Annotated in this window: 22 protein-coding genes; 7 read left to right on the top strand and 15 right to left on the bottom strand. The window is 34.1% G+C overall.

Translation table 11 applies throughout. The features are described 5' to 3' along the window. Positions 1-6 precede the first annotated feature (6 nt). Both nusB and yajC read left to right on the top strand, forming a co-directional pair. On the top strand, positions 7-918 hold the full coding sequence (nusB, locus tag ACEN2I_RS15165) for a transcription antitermination factor NusB (protein ID WP_441766943.1): 912 nt from the start codon (positions 7-9) through the stop codon (positions 916-918). A gap of 115 nt (positions 919-1,033) precedes the next feature. Beyond that, the gene (gene yajC, locus ACEN2I_RS15160; RefSeq protein ID WP_441766942.1) at positions 1,034-1,309 is read left to right on the top strand and encodes a preprotein translocase subunit YajC; all 276 of its coding nucleotides are present in this window, start codon (positions 1,034-1,036) and stop codon (positions 1,307-1,309) included. Positions 1,310-1,596: 287 nt separating this feature from the next. On the opposite strand, the gene ACEN2I_RS15155 is transcribed toward yajC, so the two are convergent. From ACEN2I_RS15155 to ACEN2I_RS15125, 7 genes are all read right to left on the bottom strand, one after another. Then, complete coding sequence (locus tag ACEN2I_RS15155) at positions 1,597-2,184, bottom strand: YdeI/OmpD-associated family protein (protein ID WP_441766941.1); 588 nt, start codon at positions 2,182-2,184, stop codon at positions 1,597-1,599. 1 nt (position 2,185) lies between these two features. Then, on the bottom strand, positions 2,186-3,463 hold the full coding sequence (gene pepT, locus ACEN2I_RS15150) for a peptidase T (RefSeq protein ID WP_441766940.1): 1,278 nt from the start codon (positions 3,461-3,463) through the stop codon (positions 2,186-2,188). Positions 3,464-3,689: 226 nt separating this feature from the next. Then, positions 3,690-4,820 carry a formylglycine-generating enzyme family protein gene (locus tag ACEN2I_RS15145; RefSeq protein WP_441766939.1) on the bottom strand — a complete coding sequence of 377 codons (1,131 nt, stop codon included), beginning with the start codon at positions 4,818-4,820 and terminating at the stop codon, positions 3,690-3,692. 101 nt (positions 4,821-4,921) lie between these two features. Next, the gene (locus tag ACEN2I_RS15140) at positions 4,922-5,932 is read right to left on the bottom strand and encodes a DUF6515 family protein (protein WP_441766938.1); all 1,011 of its coding nucleotides are present in this window, start codon (positions 5,930-5,932) and stop codon (positions 4,922-4,924) included. Positions 5,933-6,049: 117 nt separating this feature from the next. Next, a complete protein-coding gene (locus ACEN2I_RS15135; protein ID WP_441766937.1) occupies positions 6,050-7,276 on the bottom strand; it encodes an OprO/OprP family phosphate-selective porin in 1,227 nt (408 codons plus the stop codon). Positions 7,277-7,318: 42 nt separating this feature from the next. Further along, positions 7,319-7,906: a hypothetical protein gene (locus tag ACEN2I_RS15130; protein WP_441766936.1), complete on the bottom strand. Its 588-nt coding sequence runs from the start codon at positions 7,904-7,906 to the stop codon at positions 7,319-7,321. 137 nt (positions 7,907-8,043) lie between these two features. Further along, positions 8,044-10,488 carry an arylsulfatase gene (locus ACEN2I_RS15125; protein ID WP_441766935.1) on the bottom strand — a complete coding sequence of 815 codons (2,445 nt, stop codon included), beginning with the start codon at positions 10,486-10,488 and terminating at the stop codon, positions 8,044-8,046. Between the two features lie 462 nt (positions 10,489-10,950). Here ACEN2I_RS15125 and ACEN2I_RS15120 point away from each other — a divergent pair, with 462 nt between their 5' ends. The 5 genes from ACEN2I_RS15120 to guaB all read left to right on the top strand — a co-directional run bounded on the left by ACEN2I_RS15120 (position 10,951) and on the right by guaB (position 16,836). After that, positions 10,951-11,985 (top strand): quinone-dependent dihydroorotate dehydrogenase, encoded by a 1,035-nt coding sequence (locus ACEN2I_RS15120; RefSeq protein WP_441766934.1) that lies wholly within the window; start codon positions 10,951-10,953, stop codon positions 11,983-11,985. Positions 11,986-12,092: 107 nt separating this feature from the next. Next, on the top strand, positions 12,093-12,959 hold the full coding sequence (locus tag ACEN2I_RS15115; protein WP_441766933.1) for a hydroxymethylglutaryl-CoA lyase: 867 nt from the start codon (positions 12,093-12,095) through the stop codon (positions 12,957-12,959). 83 nt (positions 12,960-13,042) lie between these two features. Further along, positions 13,043-13,597 (top strand): hypothetical protein, encoded by a 555-nt coding sequence (locus ACEN2I_RS15110; RefSeq protein ID WP_441766932.1) that lies wholly within the window; start codon positions 13,043-13,045, stop codon positions 13,595-13,597. Continuing rightward, positions 13,598-14,995 carry a DUF5723 family protein gene (locus ACEN2I_RS15105; protein WP_441766931.1) on the top strand — a complete coding sequence of 466 codons (1,398 nt, stop codon included), beginning with the start codon at positions 13,598-13,600 and terminating at the stop codon, positions 14,993-14,995. A 368-nt stretch (positions 14,996-15,363) separates the two neighbouring features. Next, positions 15,364-16,836, top strand: coding sequence for an IMP dehydrogenase (guaB, locus tag ACEN2I_RS15100; RefSeq protein WP_441766930.1), 1,473 nt, complete (start codon positions 15,364-15,366; stop codon positions 16,834-16,836). A gap of 120 nt (positions 16,837-16,956) precedes the next feature. Here the strand turns inward: guaB and ACEN2I_RS15095 are convergent, their stop codons facing one another. From ACEN2I_RS15095 to ACEN2I_RS15060, 8 genes are all read right to left on the bottom strand, one after another. After that, on the bottom strand, positions 16,957-17,847 hold the full coding sequence (locus tag ACEN2I_RS15095; protein ID WP_441766929.1) for a L,D-transpeptidase: 891 nt from the start codon (positions 17,845-17,847) through the stop codon (positions 16,957-16,959). A 139-nt stretch (positions 17,848-17,986) separates the two neighbouring features. Then, complete coding sequence (locus ACEN2I_RS15090) at positions 17,987-18,571, bottom strand: NUDIX domain-containing protein (RefSeq protein ID WP_441766928.1); 585 nt, start codon at positions 18,569-18,571, stop codon at positions 17,987-17,989. 50 nt (positions 18,572-18,621) lie between these two features. Continuing rightward, positions 18,622-19,893 carry an adenylosuccinate synthase gene (locus ACEN2I_RS15085; protein WP_441766927.1) on the bottom strand — a complete coding sequence of 424 codons (1,272 nt, stop codon included), beginning with the start codon at positions 19,891-19,893 and terminating at the stop codon, positions 18,622-18,624. Positions 19,894-19,993: 100 nt separating this feature from the next. Then, positions 19,994-20,449 carry a Fur family transcriptional regulator gene (locus ACEN2I_RS15080; protein WP_035649453.1) on the bottom strand — a complete coding sequence of 152 codons (456 nt, stop codon included), beginning with the start codon at positions 20,447-20,449 and terminating at the stop codon, positions 19,994-19,996. A gap of 89 nt (positions 20,450-20,538) precedes the next feature. Beyond that, positions 20,539-22,758 carry a RelA/SpoT family protein gene (locus ACEN2I_RS15075; protein ID WP_441766926.1) on the bottom strand — a complete coding sequence of 740 codons (2,220 nt, stop codon included), beginning with the start codon at positions 22,756-22,758 and terminating at the stop codon, positions 20,539-20,541. Positions 22,759-22,920: 162 nt separating this feature from the next. Further along, positions 22,921-24,459 (bottom strand): serine hydrolase, encoded by a 1,539-nt coding sequence (locus ACEN2I_RS15070; protein ID WP_441766925.1) that lies wholly within the window; start codon positions 24,457-24,459, stop codon positions 22,921-22,923. 16 nt (positions 24,460-24,475) lie between these two features. After that, the gene (locus ACEN2I_RS15065) at positions 24,476-25,267 is read right to left on the bottom strand and encodes a TrmH family RNA methyltransferase (RefSeq protein WP_441766924.1); all 792 of its coding nucleotides are present in this window, start codon (positions 25,265-25,267) and stop codon (positions 24,476-24,478) included. A 110-nt stretch (positions 25,268-25,377) separates the two neighbouring features. Further along, complete coding sequence (locus tag ACEN2I_RS15060) at positions 25,378-26,463, bottom strand: phosphoglyceromutase (protein ID WP_441766923.1); 1,086 nt, start codon at positions 26,461-26,463, stop codon at positions 25,378-25,380. Positions 26,464-26,470: the final 7 nt, after the last annotated feature.

Here is a 26,470-nt window from a genome sequence, read left to right as displayed (position 1 = left end):
AAAGTCATGCAATCCATTTATGCAATGCATCAAAGTGGTTCTGATAATCTGGAAAAAGAAGAGAAATTTCTTTTTTACAGTATTGATAATATTCAGGATTTATATCTTATAATGCTTTCTTCATTGATTGAAATTTGCAAAAAAGAATCTGTTTTTTTACATCTTTCAAGTAAAAAACATCTTGCAACTGCTGCAGAACGTAATCCGAATGAGAAATTTATCAAAAACAAAATTTTTCAGCTTCTTGCCGAAAGCAATTCCTTAAGCATCGCTTTAGAAAATCGTAAAATCAATAACTGGTCACTAAATGATGATTATATTTTATTGCTTTTAAATGACATTAAAGCAAGCGATTTGTATGCAAAATACATGAGCAATTCAACAAATACATTTGAAGAAGACAGACAATTTGTAATTGATTTATTTTCGGAGATTATTGTTCCAAATGAAAAGTTATATGAGTATTTAGAAGATGATAAATTAACGTGGGTTGATGATATTCCAGTTGTAAATACACATATTATTAAACAATTGAAAGCTATAAAAACGGAAGATCCTGACAGCTTTAGAGTCCCAAAATTATATAAAGATGTGGAGGATAAAGATTTTGCAAAGGATTTATTCAGAAGAACAGTTTTAAATGAATCTGTTTTGGCTAAAGAATACGATGATAAAACGCCAAACTGGGATAGTGAAAGAATTGCTGAGATTGATACCATAATTTTAAAAATGGCTATCTGCGAATTTCTGAAATTCCCTTCAATTCCGGTAAAAGTAACGCTTAATGAATATTTAGAAATTGCTAAAGAGTATTCTACACCAAAAAGCAGTATTTTTATCAACGGAATTTTAGATAACCTTGTAAAAGAACTTACCGCTAATAAAAAAATGGTAAAAGTTGGAAGAGGATTAATGTAATTTCAGGAAATCCCGTTTTTTAGAATCCAAATTGCACTTACTCTGAACTAAGTCGAAGAGTCAATTAGAAAAGAAAATATTAAATATAAATCAAATCAAAAACAGAATTTAAATTATGGGACAATTAACTCAATTTGCGCCATTTCTATTAATGTTTGTGGTAATCTATTTCTTCATGATCAGACCACAACAAAAAAGAGCAAAAAACGAAAAAGAATTTGAAAGCAGCCTAAAAGTAGGGGATAAGATAATTACTAAAAGCGGAATTCACGGTAGAGTTTCAGAACTTGCTGAAACAACCGTTATTATTGAAACAATGTCCGGAAAATTAAAATTAGAGCGCTCAGCTATTTCTATGGAAATGAGTGCTGCTTTGAATAAAAAAGCATAATTTTTTTAAATTTCAAATAAAATATAAATCCCAAATTCCAATTTAATCATTGGAGTTTGGGATTTTTTGCATTTTGTAATTTAGACGCTAGGAAAATCAAAAATGGAATTAGTTAAAAATTTAAACGCAATCTAGTCATCCTTTGTTTCTCAGGATGATATACTTTGTGAATGTTATTAGTAGGGTTGTTTTGTTTCTCGTAATCACCCAAGAATCATAAAAAAACTTTGTAAAAGTTTAAACCTTTAACAAAGGCTTATTTATAAATATTGGATTTCTTTCTAAAATTATCTGTATTTATCATTCAATCCCACATTATCAAGAATCATTGGAATGATCTTTTTAGTTCTCGAAAGCTTCGTTTTCTCTTGTTTGGCGCTTTCAATATATTCTAAAAATTCATATTGTTTGTAAGGGCTGAATTTTTGAAAAGCTTTCGCTAAATCCAGGTTCTGATCTATTTCTTTTTGAAAAAATTCAGAAACAATTGTTTCTTTTTTAGCTGGTTTTATAACTTTTCCCTGCTTTTCATTTTCGATGGCTTCCAAAATATATTCTAAAACTTCTTTTTCGTTTACTTCATCTTTTGAAGTAAAACGCCATTGACGCATTGATTTGGTTTTGTCTTCCTGAGCATTTATAAGTCTCTTTTTCTCATCTTTTAGAAATACTCCGTTCAGAAACCAAATGGCAAAGTAGTTTTTAAAACCACCAATTCCGATAACATTTTTTTTGTTGTACACGTAAATGGGACCGCCCCATTTTATGGTTTCAACCAGTTCGGTTTTATCAATAATGGATTTAAGAAACAGAAGTTCTTCTTCCCATTGATTGACTTTGTCCCAAAAATGTTTTTTATCCGAATTTCGTTCCAAATTATCTTCTTTTTTTTGATTTTTCGGTAACATCAAAAATCCCTTGAATTGCAGTTAGTTCAGCAATTTTCACAATTACATCAGTTGCTTTCTGAATACTTTCTGCGGGAACATATTCGTATTTTCCATGAAAATTATGACCACCCGCGAAGATATTAGGGCAAGGTAATCCCATATATGATAATTGTGAGCCGTCAGTTCCGCCTCGAATAGGTTTAATGATCGGTTTGATGTTTAACTCTTTCATTGCTTTTTCTGCAATATCAACAATATGTTTTACAGGGAGTACTTTTTCTTTCATATTGTAATACTGATCCTTTACTTCGGCAGTTACAATGTCTTCTCCAAATTGTTTGGCAAATTTTTTATTGATTTTTTTGGCTATTTTTTCAATTAAGTCTTTTCTTTTTTCGAATTTTTTCTTGTTATGATCCCGAATAATAAGTTCTAAAACAGTTTCTTCAATACTTCCGGTTAAATGATGTACATGAAAAAATCCTTCATATCCTTTAGTTTCCTGAGGTGTTTCTCCTTTTGGAAGTTCATTGATAAAATCATTTGCAATTAACATCGAATTGATCATTTTTCCTTTGGCATAACCTGGGTGAACACTTTTTCCTTTGAAGGTAATTTTGGCTCCGGCGGCATTAAAATTTTCATATTCAAGTTCACCAATTTGACTTCCATCCATTGTATAAGCCCATTGTGCACCAAATTTTTCAACATCAAAATGATGCGCTCCACGTCCAATTTCCTCATCAGGAGTAAATCCAATTCTTATTTTTCCGTGTTTAATTTCAGGATGCTGAACTAAGTATTCCATTGCAGAAACAATCTCGGTAATTCCGGCTTTATCATCAGCTCCAAGCAAAGTAGTTCCGTCAGTTGTGATGATTGTCTGTCCTTTATACTGCAGTAAATCTTTAAAATAATTTGGAGAAAGAATAATGTTTTTTTCGGTGTTTAAAACAATATCTTTTCCATCGTAGTTCTCAATTATCTGAGGTTTTACATTAGCTCCGCTAAAATCAGGAGAAGTATCAAAATGGGAAACAAAACCAATTGTAGGTACTTCGTGATCTACATTACTTGGCAATGTAGCCATAATATAAGCCTTTTCATCTATAGTAACATCTTGCAGTCCAATTGCTTTTAGTTCTTCAACTAATTTATTAGCAAGATTCCATTGTTTTTGGGTACTTGGCGTAGTTTGCGAATTTGGGTCCGATTCAGTATCAATTGTTACATAACTAATAAAACGATCTATGATATGCTGCATTTGTTTGTTTTTTTAGCAAATATAAACAAATCTTAAGGGTTTTTAAAGATTCATAATTAGATAAAAGTTTGTTATGAACCGAGCAACTGGAAGCACGTGGTAATTTTAAGAATTAGTTTTATATAAAATATCCAATTTAATGAAATTTAATTCGTGAAATTGGGATTTTAAATTTTGTTTAACTATGAATTTTGGTAGTTAAAATATAATATAACTCAGCTTGAAATTATTGCACACATCTGAAACCAATATGATTGGCTGGAGACTGATAATCACCTTTTCCTCTTGTGCCCACCATATAGCGTGTACAATATTGGTCTGTACATAAAAACGATCCCCCACGCTGTACTTTCTTTGGTATACCTGGTTCTGCCGGATCATAAGATGAATCTGGTCCCTGAGGATTTTTTGTTACTGCATCGCTTTCTGTTAAAACGGAGTAATAATCTGCGGTATACCAATCGTTTGTCCATTCCCAAACATTTCCGCCAATATCATATAAGCCGTAACTGTTTGGGGCAAATTGAGCTGTTGGTGCTATACCAATGTAACCATCTTCTCCTTTGTCTCCTTTTTCTATTGGGAAATTTCCCTGATAGATATTCCCCTGAAATTTCCCTTTCGGTTTTAATGTATTTCCCCAAGCATAAAGTTGTCCTGATTTTCCACCGCGGGCAGCAAATTCCCATTCAGCTTCAGTTGGTAATCTTTTGCCGGCCCATTTTGCATAAGCCGCAGCATCATCATAAGAAACCTGAACTACAGGATATTTTTCTCTTCCTTTTATAGAACTTCCGGCTCCTTCAGGATGTCTCCAATCTGCTCCCTTTGCGTAAGTCCACCATTGCATATAGTTGTTCAGATCTACTTTAGAAGGGGTAGGAGTAAACACTGCTGATCCTGCTACCAGATTTTCTAGTGGAGCATCTGGGTAGTCTTCGTGAGTAGGTTTTTTTTCGGCAAGTGTTACATAACCTGTTGCTTTTACAAAAGCTTCAAACTGCTCGTTGGTTACCTCAGTTTTATCCATAAAAAAACCATCTACATACACTCTGTGTATAGGTGCAGCATCTTTTGTAACACCTTTTATACTGCATAAACTTTCATCTTCTACATTGCTTCCCATAGAAAATTCTCCTCCCGGAATCCAGACCATTCCTTTAGGTGTTTTGCCTGCAGGTTTATTTTTGTTCTCAATGGTTGGCTTAAATAATGATTCACCAGAAGTTTCTGGAATTTCTCCACAATCCATTGCTGCAAGCTTTTGCTTTGGAACAATTATTTTCGTATAGCCATACGCAATAGAGATTATTGAAATGGTTAGTATGGCAAAAATCCAATAGGTTTTATTTTTCATCATCATAATTTTAATCGAAAGTATTAATACGATTGTTAAATAAGATCAAAGTTATAAAATTAATCTATTAGTTTTATAGAGTTAATTATGTATCTGTAACTTTATTCTTTTTCGACATTCACAACTTCATATTTATCTTCGCCGTCAACCTGAACAGGCTGGTAGTAAGTTTCTCCAAATTTTACGTATTTGGCATCCCCTATCGTAACTTCTTCACCACCTTCAGGTAAATTATCTACTAAAGTTCCTGCTGTTGGTGCCACTACGGTATAACTGCCTCCATCTTTTTCGTAATAGGTTCCTCCGTAATAATAATTATTTACGGTTCCGGTATTTACCGTTTCAGCACCGCTTGGAATATTATTTACCGTTCCTCCCACGGGGGCTGGCACCGCTGTGTAGCCACCGCTTGTTGATGTATACCAGACACCTTGATCATAATGATATTTAGTGTTTTCTACGCTTACTACAATTGCTGTTACTGCTAAAGTTGTAATGAAGAATCCCCAAGGATGCCAAACGGGTCCCCAATAAAAGGGTCTGTAAGGACGAGGAAAATAAGGATGGTAAGAGTTATATCTGTAACCTCCATAACGGTAAGGGGGGCGTGTATAAGGTCTTGAACCATGTCTTACAACAGTGTTCCGGTTGTTACGAACATGTACACTATTATTGACATTAATGTTGACATTGTTTTTGTTTCTGTTTACCTTGTTACCGCTGATATTCGTGTTTCTGTTACCAACTTTATTTTTATTTAAGGTATTTGAATTTCTGTTATTAGTTAGTTTTTTATCTCCAAGTTTAGAGTTTGAGGTAGCTGGTCTGGTAAGTTTATTATTTCCAGGTTTACTAATTCCTGAACTGTGAGATTGAGATACAGGTCTTTTAGCTGTAGTGGGTCTTTTAATGCCAGAGCTATTAGATGAAGGTCTTTTTGTAGCGGGTCTGGAACTGGAATGGGTTGTAGGTCTTGCTTTTACAGCACTGCCTCTATGCACACCACCACCACCGCCACGATGTTGACCAATACCATCAATTGAAATCAAAAAAAATGACCCCAACAGGCACATTAGTGCTGTTTTTCTTATATTTTTTTTTATACTTTTCATTTCCAGTGTTTTAGTCTATTAAAATTATTAAAAAAATAAGAATAATTTAGGAAATTTAGATCATTTTTTTTATTTTTTTTATATCTATGTTTTTGATTACAAGTGCTATACCTTTTTTTATAATGAAATATCCCATTGTATCCTAAAGCGCCAGCCTTGTTCTAAAGGCAAGGTTTTATCCTGAAAACTAAAATACGATACTTCTGAGGTTAATTTATTTTTATGGCCTTTAAAAAACCAGTTAAAAGCAAGGGTTGTTTCATCTTGTAAGTTTTTCCTAATTGTGTTGTCTGGACGATACGCTGCATGTCTTCCTGCTATTTCTAAGTGGTTTGGCCACCAATCAAAAGCATTGTGAAAAAAATATCCTGCCTGAATATAATATCCTTTCATGGTAGTGGTATCGCTATTATTTAATTTGTCAATAATTTCCTTTGTGTGCCATTCACTTTGCCAGGAGAAACCGCGATACATAAATGCTGTTTCTAAATTCCATTGATTTACCCGATATTGTCCGGGTTCTCCATCTTCATAACCATCTAAAGAACCTCCGCCAGCTTGTGAAAAGCGAGTATATGGGCTTCGGTTAGTAATCGCAGAAAAAGCAATTATTGGAGTGGGTTCTTTATGAAATTCGAAATCAGAACCTTCAAAATCAAGAAATCTTCCTAAAAAGTTCCATTGAGCTCGTCCAAAGTACATTAAATTACTATCGTCATTGGCAGTACTTCCTCTTCCGGTCCCTGTTAGTGCTGCGAACCAATAATTAAAATCAGCAATTCCTTTTCCCTTTAAGTGCCCATAAACTTCAACTCCTAATTCACGATCGACTGTAAAAGGGCGGTTAATTAAAGATCGTTCGACCATTTGCTGTTCGCCACTGCTAATGAAACGTTCACGGGTAAATTCTGTTTTCCACTGGCCTACTTTAAAACTCAGCCAATCCCATTTTTCAATCATAATTCTAAAATCAAGCAAGTTAGACTGACTTAATTCGTATTCCCAATAATATTTAAGCCATGGTTCAAAAGCATGACCGCCAACCTTTAATCTGGCACGGTTTATTTTAAAAGTGGTCTGAGCATCCTGATTATAATCATCATAAGTTAAAGGATCTGCATCATATGGAGTAGAAAATCGAAATTGTAATCGGCTTTGTAATTGAAAAAGAAATTTATTGTCTTTTGTTTGTAATTCAATTCCTTTGCTTCCATAACTAACATTCATTAGTTTGGTTGTATCTTTTGTATTTTGTGCTGATATAGATATACCTGTAAGTAAAAGTAAAATAACAATCAGATATTTTGCGATACGGTGGTGTATGATACTATTACTGTAATTCATATACTTAGTTTGATCATATAATTTGAATTTTTTTGGGGATTTTTATTTTCGCCCAAAACTTTTAGTTATTCCCAATCCAATTCCCCAACTGTCGTAGGCATTCCATTTGATATCATAACTGAAAGTACCAAACACTTCCCATCCTTTAGGTAATTCATATCCATATTCCGCTCCGGCACGTGTTAAAAAATAATCTTCTTCTTTGGCAAATTCACCTCCTAATCCCAAGAGAAAACTCCAGTGTTCATTAAGCTTGTAAATACCCATTACGGCAGGGGCAATAGGATAACTACGTTCTACAGTTTCTTTATCTCCTCCACTTTCCAGGTTTTTTTCGACTTTAAATTTTTCGATAATAATATCTGTATGCAAACCAATTGCCCATTTTTTTGTCAGATGATAAGTATAATCTACTGCCCAGGCCGGTAATGTTAAGGCTTTTTTATTTCCTTCATCATCCCTTCCTTCAAAAATATGAACATGGTTAATCGATATTCCAATTTGATGATGAGGTACAAAAGTTTCTTTTTCGTTACTATCCTGTGCTATAATTTGGCTTGAAAGGAAACATGACAAACAAAGAATTAGGGATAAAAAGAATGTTTTTTTTAAATGATTGTTCATATTCATATAAAACATTTTTTTATTGTTAGTGAAGCCATTTATTTTATAGGTCAAAATGAATCTTGCTTTCTTAGAGCAAAAGAGGTATTTACTTTCCATTTTTCACTTTAAATAAATACCCCTTTTATACAATAATTATTAAATTAGTCTCTTTTCATAGCTCTTTTAGCTTCGCTATCCAAATCAACATATTCAATTTTTCCAACATCAATACCAACTCCTATTATTTCTCCTCCTTTAAATGTTCCAGGAGTTTTATATTCACGGCTTACAGCATCACCACTATCATAACCTACGCAAAGTCCATCTCCTGAAAGTGTAAATTTACCGCTTTGCGTACGCATAGGGCCGCTAGCCACTTCTTTTCCATCGATATATAATTTCATTTTCCCAATTGACTCTCCGTTTTCACCCGCTTTCTCACGAATAAATTCCATACCTAAAGCATGCTTACCAGTTGTTAAATCAATATTTGAAACAAATTTTTGTTCTGGTGGAATGCCTAAGAAATTATATACATAGTATAATTTTTTGTCTTTAATAAACAATGAATGCCCACCGAAACGAGAACCATGAGCAAAAATTACTCCGGAAGCATTAGCATCCTTAATATCTACATCAGCAATAACTTTGTAATTACGACCACGAACATTTACGGCAACACCTTCTGGTACTGGTGCAGTTCCCGGATAGTATATGTAGCGATCACGAACTGCTTCAGTTGATGGTCTTTCTGTCCCTAATACTTCAAGAGCAGAACGATCATCCAATGGTAAAACAAGGTTTTTTGCAGCTTCTGTATTCCAATCTGCAATTAATTCTTTTAATTTATCTGGATATTTCTTGGCTAAATTGTTTGATTCCGCTCTATCCACATCAGTGTTATATAACTCCCATTGATCATTGTCAAAATTACCTTTACCTGTTAATGGAGCATGTAGAGCAACAGCTTTCCAGCCATCTTTCCACAAAGCACGGCTGCCTAACATAGCAAAATACTGAATATGTTTTTGAGTTTTTGTATCAGGTTTTGCATCAAATGTATAACGCATGGATACTCCGGATAATGGATATTGTTCTACACCTCGGTATACTTTAGGCATTTCTACACCACAAATATCTAATAAAGTAGGAACAATATCTGTTGAATGGTGAAATTGGTTACGAACTTCTCCTCTCGCTTTGATTCCTTTTGGCCAGGAAATGACTAAAGGGTCACAAGTTCCGCCTGCATATTCACTATATCTTTTAAACATTTTAAAAGGTGTAGAAAAAGCTGCAGCCCAACCAGTAGGATAATGTTCGTAAGTATCTGGTCCCCCTAATTTATCAATCAATTTTAAGTTTTCTGCTAATTCATCAGGATAACCATTGAAGAATTTATTTTCGTTTACAGATCCTGATGGCGAGCCTTCTCCTGAAGCTCCATTATCTGCAGCATAAATCACTACGGTATTTTCTAATTGACCAGTTTTTTCTAAATAATCAATTACACGACCTACTTGAGCATCAGTATATTCTGAGAATCCAGCATAAACTTCAGCTAATTTTGAAAATAATTTCTTTTCATCAGCACTTAATTTGCTCCATTCTAAAACGGCATCACCCTCATTGGCAATGTTTGCTGGAAGTGGGTTAAATTTATCAAATTTAGTTCCGGCAGGAATTATACCTTTTGCAGTCATCCTTGGCAAAACCCATTTACGATAAGCATCATAACCATCATCAAATTTTCCTTTGTATTTTGCGATGTATTCTTCCGGAGCATGGTGTGGAGCATGATTTGCACCTGGACAATACCACATAAACCAAGGTTTAGAAGGGTTTGTAGCTTGTTGGTCGCGAATGTACTCTAAAGCATGATCTGCTAAATCTTTAGATAAATGATACCCTTCTTCAGGACTAGCTGGAGCTTCTGTAAAATGATTATCTTCTACTAAGTCAGGATACCACTGATTGGTTTCTCCACCTAAGAAACCATAGTAACGATCAAATCCCATTTGTAATGGCCAGGTACTGCGATCACCTCCGGAAGCAACATCCTGTTCAGGGACATTATGATCTTTTCCTATCCAAAACGTACTCCATCCATTATCTTGTAATACTTGTCCAATAGTAGCGACTTGTTTTGGTAACCTTCCACTAGCACCAGGATATCCCGCTGCAGCTTCTGTAATGGCTGCCATACCATTTAAATGATGGTTACGTCCCGTTAATAAAGTAGATCGGGTTGGGGAACAAAGTGCCGTTGTATGCCATTGCGTATAGATTAAGCCGTTATCTGCTAATTTTTGCATAGTAGGCATATTAATTCTGCCACCATAAGGCGACCAAGCAGCTAAACCAGTATCATCATATAAAATAAACAAAATATTTGGTGCTCCAGCCGGTGCTTTTTTGGGGCTGTATGGACTCCAATCTTCTTTTGAATCACGAATGTCCAGACTAATTTTCCCCTTAAAAGTTTCCTTAGTTACTTGTTGTGGATCAGCCTGAGCATTAGTCTTAGTCAAAATACCTGGGGAAAAACAAAAAAGAAGCAATAAGATGCTTTTTTTTAGCATTTTAATAGTGTTATTGATTTTCATAGTTTATGGTATTAAATTGTTTATTACGGTATTAAATTGGTTATTTCTGTCTAAATTTTATTTCAAAAATGATGTAATCTTATTTTTATAAATTCAGGTAAAACAATATATAGAGGACTGAATATGAGGTATTTTTTTTTGCTATTTACTTGAACTTCAAAATTAAGTAATAAATAATGCAGAAAAGCTTACAGAATGCTCTGAATTTGTTTCATTTTATAATTTGCAACGTTTTTTTTTTAGCTGATTACTCATTTATAAATTGGTCAAAAAAATTTATAAAGTGTATAGAAGTTGTGATATCAGTATTAAACCTGCAAATATTTTATTTTGAAATTTTATATAAATTAATTTTGAATTTTTATTTTTTGACTCGAAAAACCGTTTCATAGTTTTATATAAAAAGGAGTCATTTTAAAGTATTATAATTAAATTTGCAACCAAAATAATAACTACACTCTTATGTATAAATTGATAATTCGTCCGATACTTTTTTGTTTTGATCCAGAAGAAGTACATTATTTTACTTTTTCATTTGTTAAATTCATTTCAAAAATTCCGGGAGTATCATCAATCATAAAATCAATTTACGAAGTAAAAGATGCTCGATTAGAACGTGAAGTTTTCGGAGTTAAATTTAAAAACCCGGTTGGTCTTGCTGCTGGATTTGATAAAGATGCCAAGTTATACAAAGAACTTTCAGACTTTGGTTTTGGCTTTATTGAAATTGGAACCGTAACTCCGGTTGGTCAGGAAGGGAATCCCAAAAAACGTTTATTTCGATTAAAAGAGGATCAGGGTATTATTAACAGAATGGGTTTTAATAACGGAGGGGTTCTGGATGCGGTACAACGTTTAAAAAAGAATTCAGGCGTTTTAATTGGGGGAAATATTGGGAAAAACAAAGTTACGCCAAACGAAAATGCTGTTGACGATTATATTATTTGTTTTGATGCTTTATTTGATCATGTTGATTATTTTGTGGTGAATGTGAGCTCACCTAACACACCAAATTTAAGAGCTTTACAAGACAAAGAACCTCTAATGGCTTTATTGCAGACTTTGCAAAATAGAAATGTAGAAAAGCAAAAAACAAGTAGACAAAAAGTAAAACCAATTCTTTTAAAAATAGCTCCGGACTTAACAGATGAGCAATTACTTGATATTATTGACATTGTAAAAACAACTCAGATTGGTGGTGTCATTGCAACAAATACCACAATTTCAAGAGAGGGATTACAATCTGAGAATAAATCTGAAGTAGGTGGTTTATCTGGAAAACCATTAACAGAACGTTCTACAGAAGTAATTCGTTTTCTTTCGGAAAAAAGCAATAAAGCATTCCCAATTATTGGAGTAGGAGGAATTCATTCTGCTGATGATGCGATTGAAAAGCTAAACGCTGGTGCCAGTTTAGTACAATTGTACACCGGTTTTATTTATGAAGGTCCGGCTTTAATTAAAGCAATCAATAAAAAGATTTTAAAGCAAATATAAATTTTGTTTGCCGTGATTAATTAAATTTTATTGAGTTCTTTTTTAGAAAATTAATTTTATTATTTCTTTAAAAAGATAGTAACTTAGCTTTCATAAAAGAGTTAACTTTGAATAAAAAGATCAAGATTATCGAATGTCCACGAGATGCCATGCAAGGTATAAAAAACTTTATTCCATCTAAAAATAAGGTTTCGTATATACAAGCTTTGCTTAGAGTGGGTTTTGATACGATAGATTTTGGAAGTTTTGTGTCTCCCAAAGCTATTCCGCAAATGCAGGATACGGCTGAGGTTTTGTCACAGCTTGATTTATCTCAGACAACTAGCAAACTTTTAGCAATTATAGCGAATATGCAAGGTGCAGAAGCAGCTGCAAAACATGAAGCCATCCAATATTTAGGATTTCCTTTTTCTATTTCTGAAAATTTTCAGATGCGAAATACACATAAAACCATTGCGCAGTCTTTGATTACTCTCGAAGAGATTCTCGAAATCGCTGATAAAAAAAACAAAGAAGTAGTAACTTATCTTTCTATGGGTTTCGGAAATCCGTATGGAGATCCTTGGAATGTGGAAATTGTAGGGGAGTGGACAGAAAAATTATCTGAAATGGGCGTAAAAATATTGTCGCTTTCTGATACTGTTGGTACTTCAACCCCCGAAGTGATTACGTATCTTTTCTCACATTTAATTGCAAAATATCCTCAAATAGAGTTTGGTGCGCATTTGCATACAACACCCAATAGCTGGTTCGAAAAAATTGATGCCGCTCACAAAGCAGGCTGTACCCGTTTTGATGGAGCGATTCAGGGTTTTGGAGGCTGTCCAATGGCAACAGATAAATTAACCGGAAACATGCCTACAGAAAAACTTGTTTCTTATTTTACGGCCAATAAAAAAGCTACAGGTTTGAACTCTTTAAGCTTTGAAAGCGCTTATAACGAAGCTTCAAAATTATTCGGTAAATTTAATTAAGATTTTTCGTATATTTACTATAACTATCACAATAAGTGTTTGTTAAAGTGCGTTATTTTCTACTAAGTCAAAAGCTTTTAGTTATGAAATCATCAGGTATACATAAAATCACATCGCTTTTAGTTTTAATATTCCTGAGTTTCTCATGTTCAAGTGATCTGGATTTTGATCAGATCGATGACTTGAAATTGGAGCCGGTTGTTGTAGCTAATTTAACTTATTTTAATATCCCGGCAAATGATTTTATAGATAATGGAAATGAGCAAAATATTGCTTTTGATGCGCAGGATTTTAATCCGTTCAGGAATTCGCTCATGCGTGAAGATTTAATAAAAGCCGAATTTAATTTTGAAATAACCAATACAATCAACAGAGCATATAAAATTGATTTAGTCCTAATCGATGCCCAAAACAATACCATTGAAACACTAAGTTTTGACGCTCCGGCTAATTCCGGAAATAGTAATGTTTTGAATTTTACTGAAGTTTTCGAAAATCAGCGTTTGGCTAATCTTAAAAGAACCGTAAAAATAGGTTTCGTATTAACAATGGCTGCTGGTCCTCCGCTAACAGAAAATAGTGTGGGAAATCTAAAACTTCGTTCTGATGCAACGCTATATTTTGTAATTGAAGACTAAATGAGAAAGGTATACCTAATCATATTGATATTTACTCACATCATTTGTTTTTCGCAAAACAAACAACTACTATACAATTTCACTTCTATTCCGCAGTCACTACTTGTAAATCCCGGGGCTGACGTTTCTTATAAATACTATTTTGGATTCCCGGTATTATCGGGTGTTTCGGCAAATTTTGGTTCCACTAGTTTTTCAGCTTATGATTTGTTTGCTGATAACGGAGTTGATTTTAATGATAAAATACGGAATGTTGTCAATAAATCTTCTAATAAAGATAAAGTGTATGCCAACCAACAACTCGAATTGTTTTCAGGAGGATTCAGGATTGGTGGTGAAGACAGTAAATCTTATGTTTCTTTCGGGGCGTATCAGGAATTTGATTTTTTAATGTATTTTCCAAAAGATATGGCTATTTTAGCTTTGGATGGAAATCGTGATCACATAGGAAAAGCATTCAATTTAGGTGATGTAAACCTGCGTACCGAAGTACTTTCGGTTTTTCACGTTGGCTTTCATAAAAAAGTAAAGGAAAATTTGGTTTTGGGTGGAAAAATAAAATTATATTCAAGCGGTGCGAATGCCACGTCAACTAAAAACTCCGGATTTATTTATACCACAGACGGAACTCCTGAAACAAATGTTTATTATCAAATCATTTCTTCCAATATGGAATTGAAAACCTCCGGAATTGTTGCTTTTACAAAAGATGAATATGATGGAAATATAGCAAATGATCTCATTCATAATACTTTTTTTAATGGAAGCCTGGGGTTGGGTTTTGATGCAGGAATGACTTGGTATTATAGGAAAAACCTTCAGTTTACGGCAAGTATTATTGATGTTGGTTTTATCAGACATACAAAAGATATCGAAACTCTGACGTACAAAGGCAACTATGAATATGATGGAGTCAACCCAAATTTTGACTTTACAGATGAGCCTGAAAATATTTTAGATGAATTTGAAAAAGCTATTCCGAGAGATACACTATATAATAAATACACCACCTGGAGACCGACAAAGTTCAATGCTTCTGTTCAATATTCATTTGGAGAATCCCGATTCGATGACAAATGCAGCTGCAAACCGCCAAATGAAAGACAATATGTAAATGCCGTTGGAGCTCAGTTTTTTGCCATGACCATGTCCAAAGATCCATTTCTTGCTTTTACAGCATTTTATAAACGTAGAATTTTAAAAAAATTAGAGATGAAAACGACCTATACTCTCGACTCCTTTTCTTATAAAAATATTGGTTTAGGAGTTTCCGGAACAATAGGAAAGTTAAATATGTACTTGCTTGTGGACAATATATTGGAATATAAAGATGTAACAAAAGCTAATAGTATTGCATTTCAATTAGGGGTGAATTTTGTATTTCAGAACCCTGACTAAATTTAGAATTTAAGTTATATAAGTTAATATTATATTGTCATTCAGAGTATTTGTAAAGACATAAAAAATAAACTTAAATTATCTTACATCACTTATCTGGTTTAAAAAATTAAGAAGCAATTCCGGCTGTTTATTGCAAGCAATCGGTTAAAATCACTTTTTTCCAATGGTTTTAAAAGAGCTTCCGTTGGTCGCTTTTTAAATCCAGGAAAAAATGTATTTTTGCCTCTCTTGGCTTTTCATTTCCATCCGGGCTAAGGCTTTAAGGCAGCAATTTCGGTAAGGCTTCAAAAAAATCTGGGTAAGTTAATAGGCAAGTTTCCAATTTATTCACTATATTTGCACGCAATTCAACTACAAATTGCAACATGATAGCACACAACTCCAAGATTATCGGCGAAGGTTTAACTTACGATGATGTATTATTAGTACCGAACTACTCGAATGTGCTTCCCCGCGAAGTGAGTATCAAATCAAAATTCTCAAAAAACATAACATTAAACGTTCCAATTGTATCTGCTGCCATGGATACTGTTACCGAAAGTGCAATGGCAATTGCTATGGCACAAGAAGGCGGAATAGGCGTTTTGCATAAAAATATGACTATCGAACAACAGGCTGCAAAAGTTCGAAAAGTAAAACGTGCAGAGTCAGGAATGATTATCGATCCGGTAACATTACCAATGAATTCAACTATTGCAGATGCAAAAGCTGCTATGAAAGAATTCGGAATCGGCGGAATTCCAATCGTAGACGAAAACAAAATCCTAAAAGGAATCGTAACCAATCGTGACTTACGTTTTGAAAAAAATGGTTCAAAAGCAATCGCTGAGGTAATGACCAGTAAAGATTTGATAACCGTAGCCGAAGGAACTTCCTTAGAACAAGCCGAAGTAGTTTTACAAGGTCACAAAATCGAAAAATTACCGGTTATCAACGCTCAAAATGAGTTAGTAGGTTTAATCACTTTTAGAGATATTACCAAACTGACTCAAAAGCCAATTGCTAATAAAGATGTTTTTGGACGTTTAAGAGTGGCTGCTGCGATTGGAGTTACCGGAGACGCTGTTCAAAGAGCTGAAGCATTAGTTGCTGCTGGTGTTGATGCTATTATTATTGATACGGCACACGGTCATACCGAAGGTGTTGTGAATACTTTAAAAGAAGTAAAATCAAAATTTCCACAAATAGACGTTATTGTTGGAAATATTGCAACTCCCGAAGCAGCGAAATATTTAGTAGCAAACGGTGCTGATGGGGTAAAAGTTGGAATAGGACCTGGTTCTATCTGTACAACGCGTATCGTGGCTGGAGTTGGTTTTCCTCAGTTTTCAGCAGTTCTTGAAGTGGCTGCAGCTATAAAAGGAACTGGAGTGCCTGTTATTGCTGATGGTGGAATCCGATATACTGGAGATATCCCTAAAGCTATCGCTGCAGGTGCCGATTGTGTAATGTTGGGTTCTTTGTTAGCCGGAACTAAAGAATCTCCAGGTGAAACTATCATCTTCGAAGGTAGAAAATTCAAATCATACCGTGGAATGGGTTCAGTTGAAGCGATGCAGACAGGCTCAAAAGATCGTTATTTCCAGGATGTCGAAGATGATGTAAAAAAATTAGTTCCTGAAGGAATCGTAGGTCGCGTGCCTTACAAAGGAGAATTAAACGAAAGTATGCTTCAATTCATTGGTGGTCTCCGTGCCGGAATGGGATACTGTGGTTCTAAAGATATTCCGACTTTACAGGAAATCGGACGTTTTGTTCGTATCACGTCAAGCGGAATTACAGAAAGTCATCCGCATAATGTTACGATTACAAAAGAAGCTCCAAATTATTCAAGATAATTTTTAGTTTTTTTATAAAAATACAAGGGCGTAAGGATTTAAAATCTTACGCCTTTTTTATTTTTATAAAATCTAAGAAGATATTATTAAGAAGTTGCAATCTAACGTTATGGTTGATTTTTAAAGTGCAGCAGTCTGTTGTTCAGTCTCTCTCAGTTTCTGGTTTTCTAAAATCTTTTGAATAAATGGTTTTACTTCATTTTCAATTTGAGATTCAGAAATATCTAATGCTTTTGCATCATAAGCTAATTGAAACCAAGGTTTTGGACCATCAAAAGGATAACTTCCAAAAACAATTACAGGTGTGCCTTTTACTTTTACGTTCTCTTTATCTTTCAAAATCCATTCATCAGCAAATTTATAAAGATATTTTGCGTCATTTTCCTGTAAACGCAAACAAGAATGCGAAGCCGGATATCCTGGTAATTCATATTCGTGAAAACCAACACCAAGTTTATTTTCGATATTGAAATTCCATTTTAGGTCCCATTCGTCGTTAAAAGTACTGGTTGTTTTTTCTGCTTTCCAGTTGGTAAAAAATAATCCGGTTGGTGTTTGGTCCTTTTTCCTTCCCATATTTGTTGGACCTGTATACGCTAATTCTCCGTTTTCGTAAGCAGCAAATACCTGAGCTGGATAAGAAAAAATAATCACTTTTGAAACGTCCTCTAAAGCTGTTACATGCAAAGGAAACGGAAGATAGTAAACCAAATCTCCACTAAAATCTGAAGGAATTACAACAGAATCCATTTTAGTAAAATTTGCTTTATCAGTTCTGTTTATAGCATAAGCAACATCCAATTTAGAAGAATCATTTTTATTGGCTTCAAGCCATTGTTTTGTTTTTTCGAAGTGAAAGCTAATAGATGAAGAAGGCTTTTTGTACTCAATCGTTTTGTGCGATTTGGCTTCCTCAGTTGTGTTTTTGTCAGTTTTGGTTTCTTTACAGGAAATAAGCAAGGTTAAAATTAATAAAAATAAAATGTTTGACGTGTAATATAACTTTCTCATAATGGTGTTTTTTTAGTAGAGTAAAGTTATTTTTTTTACAGCCAAAATTGATTACACAATTTTCGAAAATATTTATTGGATTAACATTTAATAGATTAGATGGGTACAAAAAATAAATTTTTAATCTATAATGTTAAAATTAAATCAAACCTTTTATTTTAGCATGCTGCAACAACATAATAGTTTTAGCATCTGAAATTTCACCGGATTCAATCATCGCATAAGCTTCTTCAAAAGTATATTCAAGAACTTCAATATTTTCCTGTTCAGCATCTAATCCACCACCTTCGCTTACTTTTTTGCTCTCGTCATATTCACCTGTAAACAAATATAAAATCTCCGTAACGGCTCCCGGAGACATGTAGGTTTCCATAACTTTCTGAACTTTATCGAGACGGTAGCCGGTTTCTTCTTCGGTTTCACGAATAATGGCCTGTTCAGGATTATCCTGATCTAAAAGTCCGGCGCAAACTTCAATCATCATTCCGGTTTTATTTCCGTTAAGGAAAGTCGGTAAACGAAATTGTCGTGTTAGAATGATTGTTTTTTTACTTGAATTATATAATAAAATGGCAGCACCATTTCCGCGGTCATAGATTTCACGGATATGAGTTTGAGGTATTTCATTTTCCTTTTGATAGCTGTATGTTATCTTATTTAAAAGATACCAATTGTCAGACAGTAATTTTGTTTCTTTTATTTTAATTTCCGGATTTTTTCTCATTTGAAATAGTTATAAAAAAAACGCCCTGATCATTCAGAGCGTTTAATGTGTTATTTTGTTATTGTTTGCTTTCTGTCTGGGCCAACAGATACAATCTTAATTGGCACCCCAACTTCTTCTTCAATAAACTCGATATATTCTTTTAGCTCAATTGGCAATTGATCGTAAGTTGTTAATCCGGTTAAATCAGCTTGCCATCCTTTAAATTCTTTATAAACCGGAGTTACATTTTCAGGCTCAATGTTATAAGGAAAGTGAGAAATATTCTGTCCTTTGTAGTTGTATTCAGTACACACTTTTAAAGTTTCGAATCCTGAAAGAACGTCACCTTTCATCATCATTAATTGAGTTACTCCGTTTACACGAACAGCATACTTTAAGGCGACAAGATCTAACCAGCCACAACGTCTTTGTCTTCCTGTAACAGATCCAAATTCATTACCAACTCGTGCCATTGTAGCACCAATTTCATCAAAAAGTTCAGTTGGGAATGGTCCGCTACCTACACGTGTTACGTAAGCTTTGAAGATTCCGTAAACTTCTTTGATTTTGTTAGGAGCAATTCCTAAACCGGTACAAGCTCCTGCAGCCGTAGTATTTGATGAAGTAACAAAAGGATAAGTTCCGAAATCAACATCCAATAATGATCCCTGAGCTCCTTCACATAAAATAGATTTACCAGCTATTTGAGCCTGATACATATATTCTTCACTGTCAATAAAATCTAATTTTTTTAATTCTTCGATAGCTTCAAAAAACTCTTTTTCAAGTTCCGCTAAGTTGTATTGAATAGCAACATCATAAAAAGCAATCATGGCTTCATGTTTGTCAGCTAATGATCTGTAACGTTCTTTAAAATCTTCTAATTCGATATCTCCAACACGTAATCCGTTTCTCCCGGTTTTGTCCATGTAAGTGGGACCAATTCCTTTAAGAGTAGAACCAATTTTCGCTTTTCCTTTTGATGCCTCAGAAGCAGCATCTAATAAACGGTGTGTTGGCAAAATTAAATGTGCTTTTCTTGAAATAATCAGTTTGCTTTTGATGTCAAGTTTAAATTTCTCTAAACCTTCAATTTCTTTTTGAAAAACTACCGGATCTATTACAACACCATTTCCGATGATGTTTACTGAATTTTTATGAAAAATTCCGGAAGGAATGGTTCTTAGTACGTGTTTAATACCGTCAAATTCTAATGTATGTCCTGCATTTGGTCCTCCTTGAAAACGTGCAATAATATCATAATTTGAGGTAAGAACGTCAACAATTTTTCCTTTACCTTCATCTCCCCATTGTAATCCTAGTAATAAATCTACGGTCATTCTGTTTTTTAATTTGCGTTGAGACAATTTAATTTGCCCTACTGATTAATGTAGTTAATTTTCTTCTTTTATTTGTCGAAATAATATCTTTTCGGCATTATTATTTTTGCTTTTTGTTTCCGTAGAAATAAAGCGAATGATTCGTAATCTCGATATCAAATATTTCTTCGATTGTTTTTTTTATGGTTTGAATTCTTGGATCGCAAAATTCAATTACTTCCCCGGAATCAGTCATGATGATGTGATCATGCTGTTTATCAAAATATGATTTTTCGTAGTAAGCCTGATTTTGTCCAAACTGATGTTTTCTTACCAATGCACAGTCTAACAATAACTCAATCGTGTTATATAAAGTAGCTCTACTTACACGATAGTTTTTGTTCTTCATCTTGATATAAAGGTTTTCTATATCAAAATGTTCTTCGCTATCGTAAATTTCCTGAAGTATAGCATAACGCTCAGGAGTTTTGCGATGCCCTTTTTGTTCAAGATACATTGTAAAAACATTTTTTACAATTTCTTGATTCTTAGTGTTGTCAGTTGAAATGAGTGTCATATCCGGCAAAGATAATTTTTTATTTTTAATCAATAAAAGTTTAGGGTTTAAAGTTTAGTTATAAAAAACCCAATAGAGTCGTTAAAAAGTTAGGTTCTGTATTCCCGGGTTACTTTGTCTACTCCGTCAATTTTTTTAATGGCACTAATCATTTTTTTCAAAATCGTATTATTTTTTACGATTACAGCAATTTGGCCATGAAAAATTCCGGCATCCGTACTCAGTGAAATACTCTGGATGTTTACGCTCATATTGTTCGAAATAACTTTAGTAAGCTGATTCGTTAGTCCTAAAACATCCATTCCGGTAATGTTAATAATCGCTTTAAATTCTTCCTGAGATGAATCAATCCATTTGGCGCTCATAATGCGGTAAGCATAGTTGGACTGCATTCCGATTGCATTTGGACAATCTTTCTTATGCACTTTTATTCCTTCGTTTATCGTAACAAATCCAAAAACATCGTCTCCCGGAATTGGGTTGCAGCATTGCGAAAGTTTATAATCGAGTTTGTCATGTTCAGTCCCAAAAACCAGCATGTCATAATTACTGCTGATTACGGGTTTATGAATGTCCTGATCTGCAGTATCTTTATTTCGCTTGATTTTATTTTTGAAGAAATTGATAATAGAATTGCTCTTTTGTGCGGCATAATCTTTTAACTGCTGATTTTCAATGGCGCCTATTCCAACTCTGTAAAATAAATCTAAACTGGTTTTAAGTCTGAAAAAATTAACCAATTCGTTAATAACCTGTTCGTTGATAGTTATTTTTAAATGTTTAAGTTTTCTGGTAAGCAATTCTTTTCCTTCCTCAGCAATTTTTTTGGTATTCTCGTTAAGAACATTTTTAATTTTATTTTTTGCTCTTGAAGTTGTAACATATTCCAGCCAGTTTACGGTAGGTTTTTGATTTGCCGAAGTAATCACTTCAACCTGATCCCCGCTTTTTAACTCATAATTTAACGGAACAAGACGTCCGTTAACACGGGTTCCTCTGGTTTTTATTCCTATCTCTGAGTGGATACTGAAGGCAAAATCAAGCGAAGTAGCCCCTTTTGGTAATGATTTTATTTCCCCTTTTGGCGTAAAGACAAAGATTTCTTTAGAATATAAATTCATTTTAAAATCCTCGACAAAATCAACCGCATTTGTTTCCTGATTTTCCAAAGCCTCACGAAGTAAATTCAGCCAAGTATCTAAGCCACTTTCCTCGGTTGCGCCATTTTTATATTTGTAATGTGCTGCATACCCTTTTTCGGCAATTTCATCCATACGCTCACTACGAACCTGCACTTCAACCCAGCGGCCTTTTGGTCCCATAACGGTAATGTGTAAAGCTTCGTAACCTGTTGATTTTGGAGATGAAATCCAGTCACGCAAACGACTAGGACTAGGTCTGTAATGGTCTGTTACGATTGAATATATTTTCCAGGCAATAAATTTTTCATCATGAGAATCGCATTTATAAACAATTCGGAGAGCGAATTTGTCGTAGACTTCATCAAAACTCACATTTTGAGCACGCATTTTTCGACGAATCGAATAAATAGATTTTGGACGACCTTTTATGATATAATCAATATTTTCAGCATCCAAAGATTTTTTCAGGACATCCGAAATATCTTTGATATATGCATCTTGCTCTTCTTTGGTTTCTCTTATTTTGCTGACTATATCTTCATAAACTGTAGGCTCTGTATATTTTAATCCTAAATCTTCAAGTTTGGTTTTTATATTGTAGAGTCCCAAACGATGGGCGAGAGGAGCGTAAATATATAAAGTTTCTGAAGCGATTTTGGTTTGCTTGTATTCGACCATTGAATCCATGGTTTGCATGTTGTGCAAACGATCAGCCAATTTAATCAGGATGACACGTACATCATCGTTCAGAGTCAGAATCATTTTTCTGAAATTCTCTGCCTGCATTGACGCATTCAAGTCTTTTTGAACCATCGAAATTTTGGTCAGCCCTTCTACCAATTGCGCTACTTTTGGATTGAACAGACGCTCAATATCTTCAACAGTCATCGGAGTATCTTCGACAACATCGTGCAATAAAGCAGCTGCAATTGCTGTTGCTCCTAAACCAATTTCTGAAGCTACAATTTTTGCAACTGCAATAGGATGAAAGATATACGCCTCTCCGGATTTACGTCGTTGTTCTTTATGGGCATCAACAGCGACATCAAAAGCTTTCCGAATTAATTTTTTATCAGTTGGTGTTAAAGTCTGATAACTAATCCGAAGTAATTCCTTGTATTCTTGTGCAATTGCTTTATTTTCTTTTTCTATATCTATTTCTATCATGACGGCATACTTCAAGTCTTAAAAATAAGCATTACTTGCAATATACGCAAGGGAATGTAAGGTTGATTTTAGAACGAAATTATTATGTTTCAGGTTTCAGATTTCAAGTTTTTTGACCAAGTTTTTTGTCTCGGTTTTTAACCTGCGATCTGAAATTTTAAATTACTTTTTATTGAAATCCAAATCCTGGAAATCATAACTAAAGTCTGTTAGTTCAGATATTGGAAGCATTTTTAAGTTTACCGCTTTTCCGTTGCCGTCATATTTGAAGTTTAAATGCGCATCGGCATGAAAAAAGGCATTATTCCATTTTACAACATAATTTCCATTTTTATAGAAAAAGACTTCACCAACTAATTGTGAGGAGCGTTTGGACTGAAAATATGCCTTTCCTTTTTTCTCTGTAATGTTGATTTCCCCAAACCAATTGTCTTTGTAAGTTCCGGTAATTTTAGAAAAATCAGTTTTTATTTTGTCTTTTTTGTTCTTTGCCACTGTTGCCCAAACTTCATCGGTAACTTTGTCTGCTGATTCTTCATTAGCTTTCATTCTATCGCTGTAAATCTTCACGTAATCTTCAGATTTAATATCTAAATAACTGTCTTTGATTGTATTGGTAATGGCATTAAATGCTGCTCCGGATTGTTGATTGGTCAAAACAATAATTCCTAAACCTAATTCAGGAATTAAGGTTGTTTGCGTAACATTTCCTTCTAAACCTCCCGTATGCGAAACTTGTTTGTAACCTTTCACATCATTTAAAAACCAGCCTAAACCATATCCATAAAAATGAGTATTGTATGGAGGTCTTGTTTTTGTTGGAATTATGGTTTGCAATTGCCACATTTCGTCGTGCTCTTTCTCCGAAAATAATTGTTTGTTGTTACCATATTTTCCGTTATTGATTTGCAAAATTGCCCATTTACTTAAATCATTTACACTAGAATAAATTCCGGCAGCACCATCAAATAATTGATTTTCATAACGTTTTATGGTAACTAGTTTTCCATCAATTGGAACGTGAGGCGTAATTACATTGGTAGTGTCTTTCAATCTTTTGATTGATGCGACACTATTATTCATCTCAAGAGGTTTCATGATGCGCTGTTCGATAAAATCCGCCCAGGTTTCACCACTAATTTTATGGACAATTTCGCCCGCAATAATGTACATCAAATTGTCGTAATCAAATTTGGATCTAAAGCTGGAAACGTTTTTTAAATAACGCAAATTATGAATGATGTCGGTTGCTGTAAAATCACTTCCATCAGGCCAAATCATTAAATCTCCTGCACCAAGACCGAGTCCGCTTCTGTGTGTGAGCAAGTCACGAATCGTAAATTCCTGTGTGATGTAATCGCTAGACATTTTGAAATCTGGAAGATACTGGGTTACTTTGTCATCCCATTTTATTTTACCTTCATCAACCAACATTGCCAAAGCAGCACTTGTAAAAGCTTTACTATTCGAAGCGATTCCGAATAGTGTATTTGCGTCTACTTTTTCCTGAGTTTTTATCGACTTTACTCCGTATCCTTTTGCCAAAACAACTTTTCCGTCTTTAACAATAGCAACGGATATTCCGGGAACATCAAATGCTTTTATTGTACGATTTACTAAATCATCTACTTCTGTATTCGTGATTTGTGCCGAAACAGTAAAACTAAAAAGTAATGCTAAAAACGGTAATTTAAAATTCATAATTTGAAATGTATAATTAGTTAAATCCTCTTTGTCGTTTGGCTTCGAAAATTAGAATAGCTGCGGCAACAGAAACATTCATACTGTCAATTTCGCCCTGCATTGGTATAATAATGTTTTGTGTGGCAGCATCACGCCAATCCTGCGTTAAACCGGTTGCTTCTGTACCTACAACTAAAGCAGTTGGAGCTGTAAAATTCTGTGTGTGATAAGGAGTTGAATTTTGCAATGTAGCACAGTAAAAATTAATCTTTTTTTCTTTTAAAAAAGCAATAATCTCATCTGTTGTCCCTGTTGCAATTTGATTGGTAAATAAACAACCAACACTTGAACGCACAATATTTGGGTTGTATAAATCACTTTTTGGATTTGCAATTAAAACGGCATCCAGATTAGCAGCATCGGCTGTACGCAAAAGGGCTCCGATGTTTCCTGGTTTTTCAGGAGCTTCGGCAACTAAGATCAATGGATTTTCGGATAATTTTAGATCAGATAATTGCATTGATTTGGTTTTTGCAACTGCTAAAACACCTTCGGTAGTATCGCGATAAGCCAATTTTTGATAAACTTCTTTATTAATTTCGATGAACTGAACAGGAGTAGAGACCAATTTAGAAATCTGATTCTCAGAAACTAATTCCGGTAAAAATAAAAAGGTTTCAATCTGGTAACCGCCTTTGATAGCTAATGAAATTTCACGTAATCCTTCAATCAAAAAAGTTCCGGTTTGTTTGCGGGCTTTTGCTTTTTCCTGCAATAAAACAAGTGATTTTATAAAGGGATTTTGTACTGAAGTGATTTGTTTCATTTTTTAAGCGACTAAGTTTCTGCGGCGCTAAGATACTGAGATTTTTTTAAAATAATGGTAAAGGTTTATGGCTGTAAAAGGGCTAAGGCATTTATTTAATTTAGATATTTTTATTTCTCAAATACTTCCTTGACCTCATTTTCAATAGGATGATCTGCTGTAAAAGTATAGCCCATAATTTTGGCAATAGTCTGAGCTAATTGTTTTTGATACAATTGAGCATCTGTTTTGATTTCGCCTTTTGATGTAATTTCAGGACCAATAACGGCAAACCAAATTTGTGATGCGCCTGCAATTTTATCGCCATGACTTGTCCATTCTGATTTTGTTTTGTCTCCACGACCATGATCAACAGTTATAAGTAAAGTCGTTTTATTTTTATACTGTGGATCATTTTGTATAAATTCCCAAATTTCTTTTATCCATTTGTCTACTTGATTGGCGGCATCAAGATAGGATCTGTAATGTCCGTGATGTGCCCATTCATCAGTTTCGCCATAAGAAATATAAAGCACTTTTGGTTTATTGGTTTTGAGTTCATTCAGCGCTTCATAATGCGTAAAAACATCTAAACATTCGTCTTCATGAAAAGGTTTAAACGAATTGTCGCGCATTTCATTTAATAATTTCTGAATTTCAGTTGGTTTATTTCCACCCACATTATCAAAGGCTGAAATTACAGGAAAATTACTTCTTTTTTCATTTAAGATTCTGTCAAAAGCATCCCACGCTCCAAAGGCAATAACCTTTCCTTTTAATTTTGGCTGTTGGTTTAAAAACTCCAAAACATTCGCATTAGGATTTGGTTTATAATCATTTGAATTAACTTTAAGATCAACATTTCCAGTCATAATTTCGCTATATCCAGGATAACTAAACCAATACGGATTTGAAACATCAACTTGATTACCCAAATCCCGATTGCCATAAATTTGCCCTTTCGAAGCCATTTCTGACCACAAAAAAGGCATTAGCTTCAGGCGGCGTTCTTTAAAATCAGTACTCCCATATTTTTTATAAATGTAAGTACTATCGCCTTGATTGAAGTTTTTATCATTAGCAATTTCTGCATCCATTCCTTTAAAAACTTCCTGCCATCTAAATCCGTCTGTGGTGATAATGATAATGTTTTCTGTTTTTTGTGCCGAAGCTAAAAAATGTACCAGAATGAATAAAATTAGAAATGATTTTTTCATGTTTTCG

The organism is Flavobacterium sp. W22_SRS_FK3 (genome assembly GCF_052113665.1).
Classification (GTDB): Bacteria; Bacteroidota; Bacteroidia; order Flavobacteriales; family Flavobacteriaceae; genus Flavobacterium.
The sequence above is the reverse complement of the archived record's forward strand: the minus strand, read 5'-3'. Positions and strand labels throughout refer to the sequence as shown.

Bases quoted from the DNA above. Each gene is read 5' to 3' on its own strand.
- yajC (WP_441766942.1), top strand. From the start codon at position 1,034: ATGGGACAATTAACTCAATTTGCGCCATTTCTATTAATGTTTGTGGTA.
- ACEN2I_RS15110 (WP_441766932.1), top strand. From the start codon at position 13,043: ATGAAATCATCAGGTATACATAAAATCACATCGCTTTTAGTTTTAATA.
- ACEN2I_RS15075 (WP_441766926.1), bottom strand. From the start codon at position 22,758: ATGATAGAAATAGATATAGAAAAAGAAAATAAAGCAATTGCACAAGAA.
- ACEN2I_RS15135 (WP_441766937.1), bottom strand. From the start codon at position 7,276: ATGAATTACAGTAATAGTATCATACACCACCGTATCGCAAAATATCTG.
- ACEN2I_RS15070 (WP_441766925.1), bottom strand. From the start codon at position 24,459: ATGAATTTTAAATTACCGTTTTTAGCATTACTTTTTAGTTTTACTGTT.
- ACEN2I_RS15090 (WP_441766928.1), bottom strand. From the start codon at position 18,571: ATGAGAAAAAATCCGGAAATTAAAATAAAAGAAACAAAATTACTGTCT.
- ACEN2I_RS15145 (WP_441766939.1), bottom strand. From the start codon at position 4,820: ATGAAAAATAAAACCTATTGGATTTTTGCCATACTAACCATTTCAATA.
- guaB (WP_441766930.1), top strand. From the start codon at position 15,364: ATGATAGCACACAACTCCAAGATTATCGGCGAAGGTTTAACTTACGAT.
- ACEN2I_RS15080 (WP_035649453.1), bottom strand. From the start codon at position 20,449: ATGACACTCATTTCAACTGACAACACTAAGAATCAAGAAATTGTAAAA.
- ACEN2I_RS15130 (WP_441766936.1), bottom strand. From the start codon at position 7,906: ATGAATATGAACAATCATTTAAAAAAAACATTCTTTTTATCCCTAATT.
- nusB (WP_441766943.1), top strand. From the start codon at position 7: ATGCAATCCATTTATGCAATGCATCAAAGTGGTTCTGATAATCTGGAA.
- ACEN2I_RS15065 (WP_441766924.1), bottom strand. From the start codon at position 25,267: ATGAAACAAATCACTTCAGTACAAAATCCCTTTATAAAATCACTTGTT.
- ACEN2I_RS15140 (WP_441766938.1), bottom strand. From the start codon at position 5,932: ATGAAAAGTATAAAAAAAAATATAAGAAAAACAGCACTAATGTGCCTG.
- ACEN2I_RS15120 (WP_441766934.1), top strand. From the start codon at position 10,951: ATGTATAAATTGATAATTCGTCCGATACTTTTTTGTTTTGATCCAGAA.
- ACEN2I_RS15105 (WP_441766931.1), top strand. From the start codon at position 13,598: ATGAGAAAGGTATACCTAATCATATTGATATTTACTCACATCATTTGT.
- ACEN2I_RS15095 (WP_441766929.1), bottom strand. From the start codon at position 17,847: ATGAGAAAGTTATATTACACGTCAAACATTTTATTTTTATTAATTTTA.
- pepT (WP_441766940.1), bottom strand. From the start codon at position 3,463: ATGCAGCATATCATAGATCGTTTTATTAGTTATGTAACAATTGATACT.
- ACEN2I_RS15085 (WP_441766927.1), bottom strand. From the start codon at position 19,893: ATGACCGTAGATTTATTACTAGGATTACAATGGGGAGATGAAGGTAAA.
- ACEN2I_RS15125 (WP_441766935.1), bottom strand. From the start codon at position 10,488: ATGAAAATCAATAACACTATTAAAATGCTAAAAAAAAGCATCTTATTG.
- ACEN2I_RS15060 (WP_441766923.1), bottom strand. From the start codon at position 26,463: ATGAAAAAATCATTTCTAATTTTATTCATTCTGGTACATTTTTTAGCT.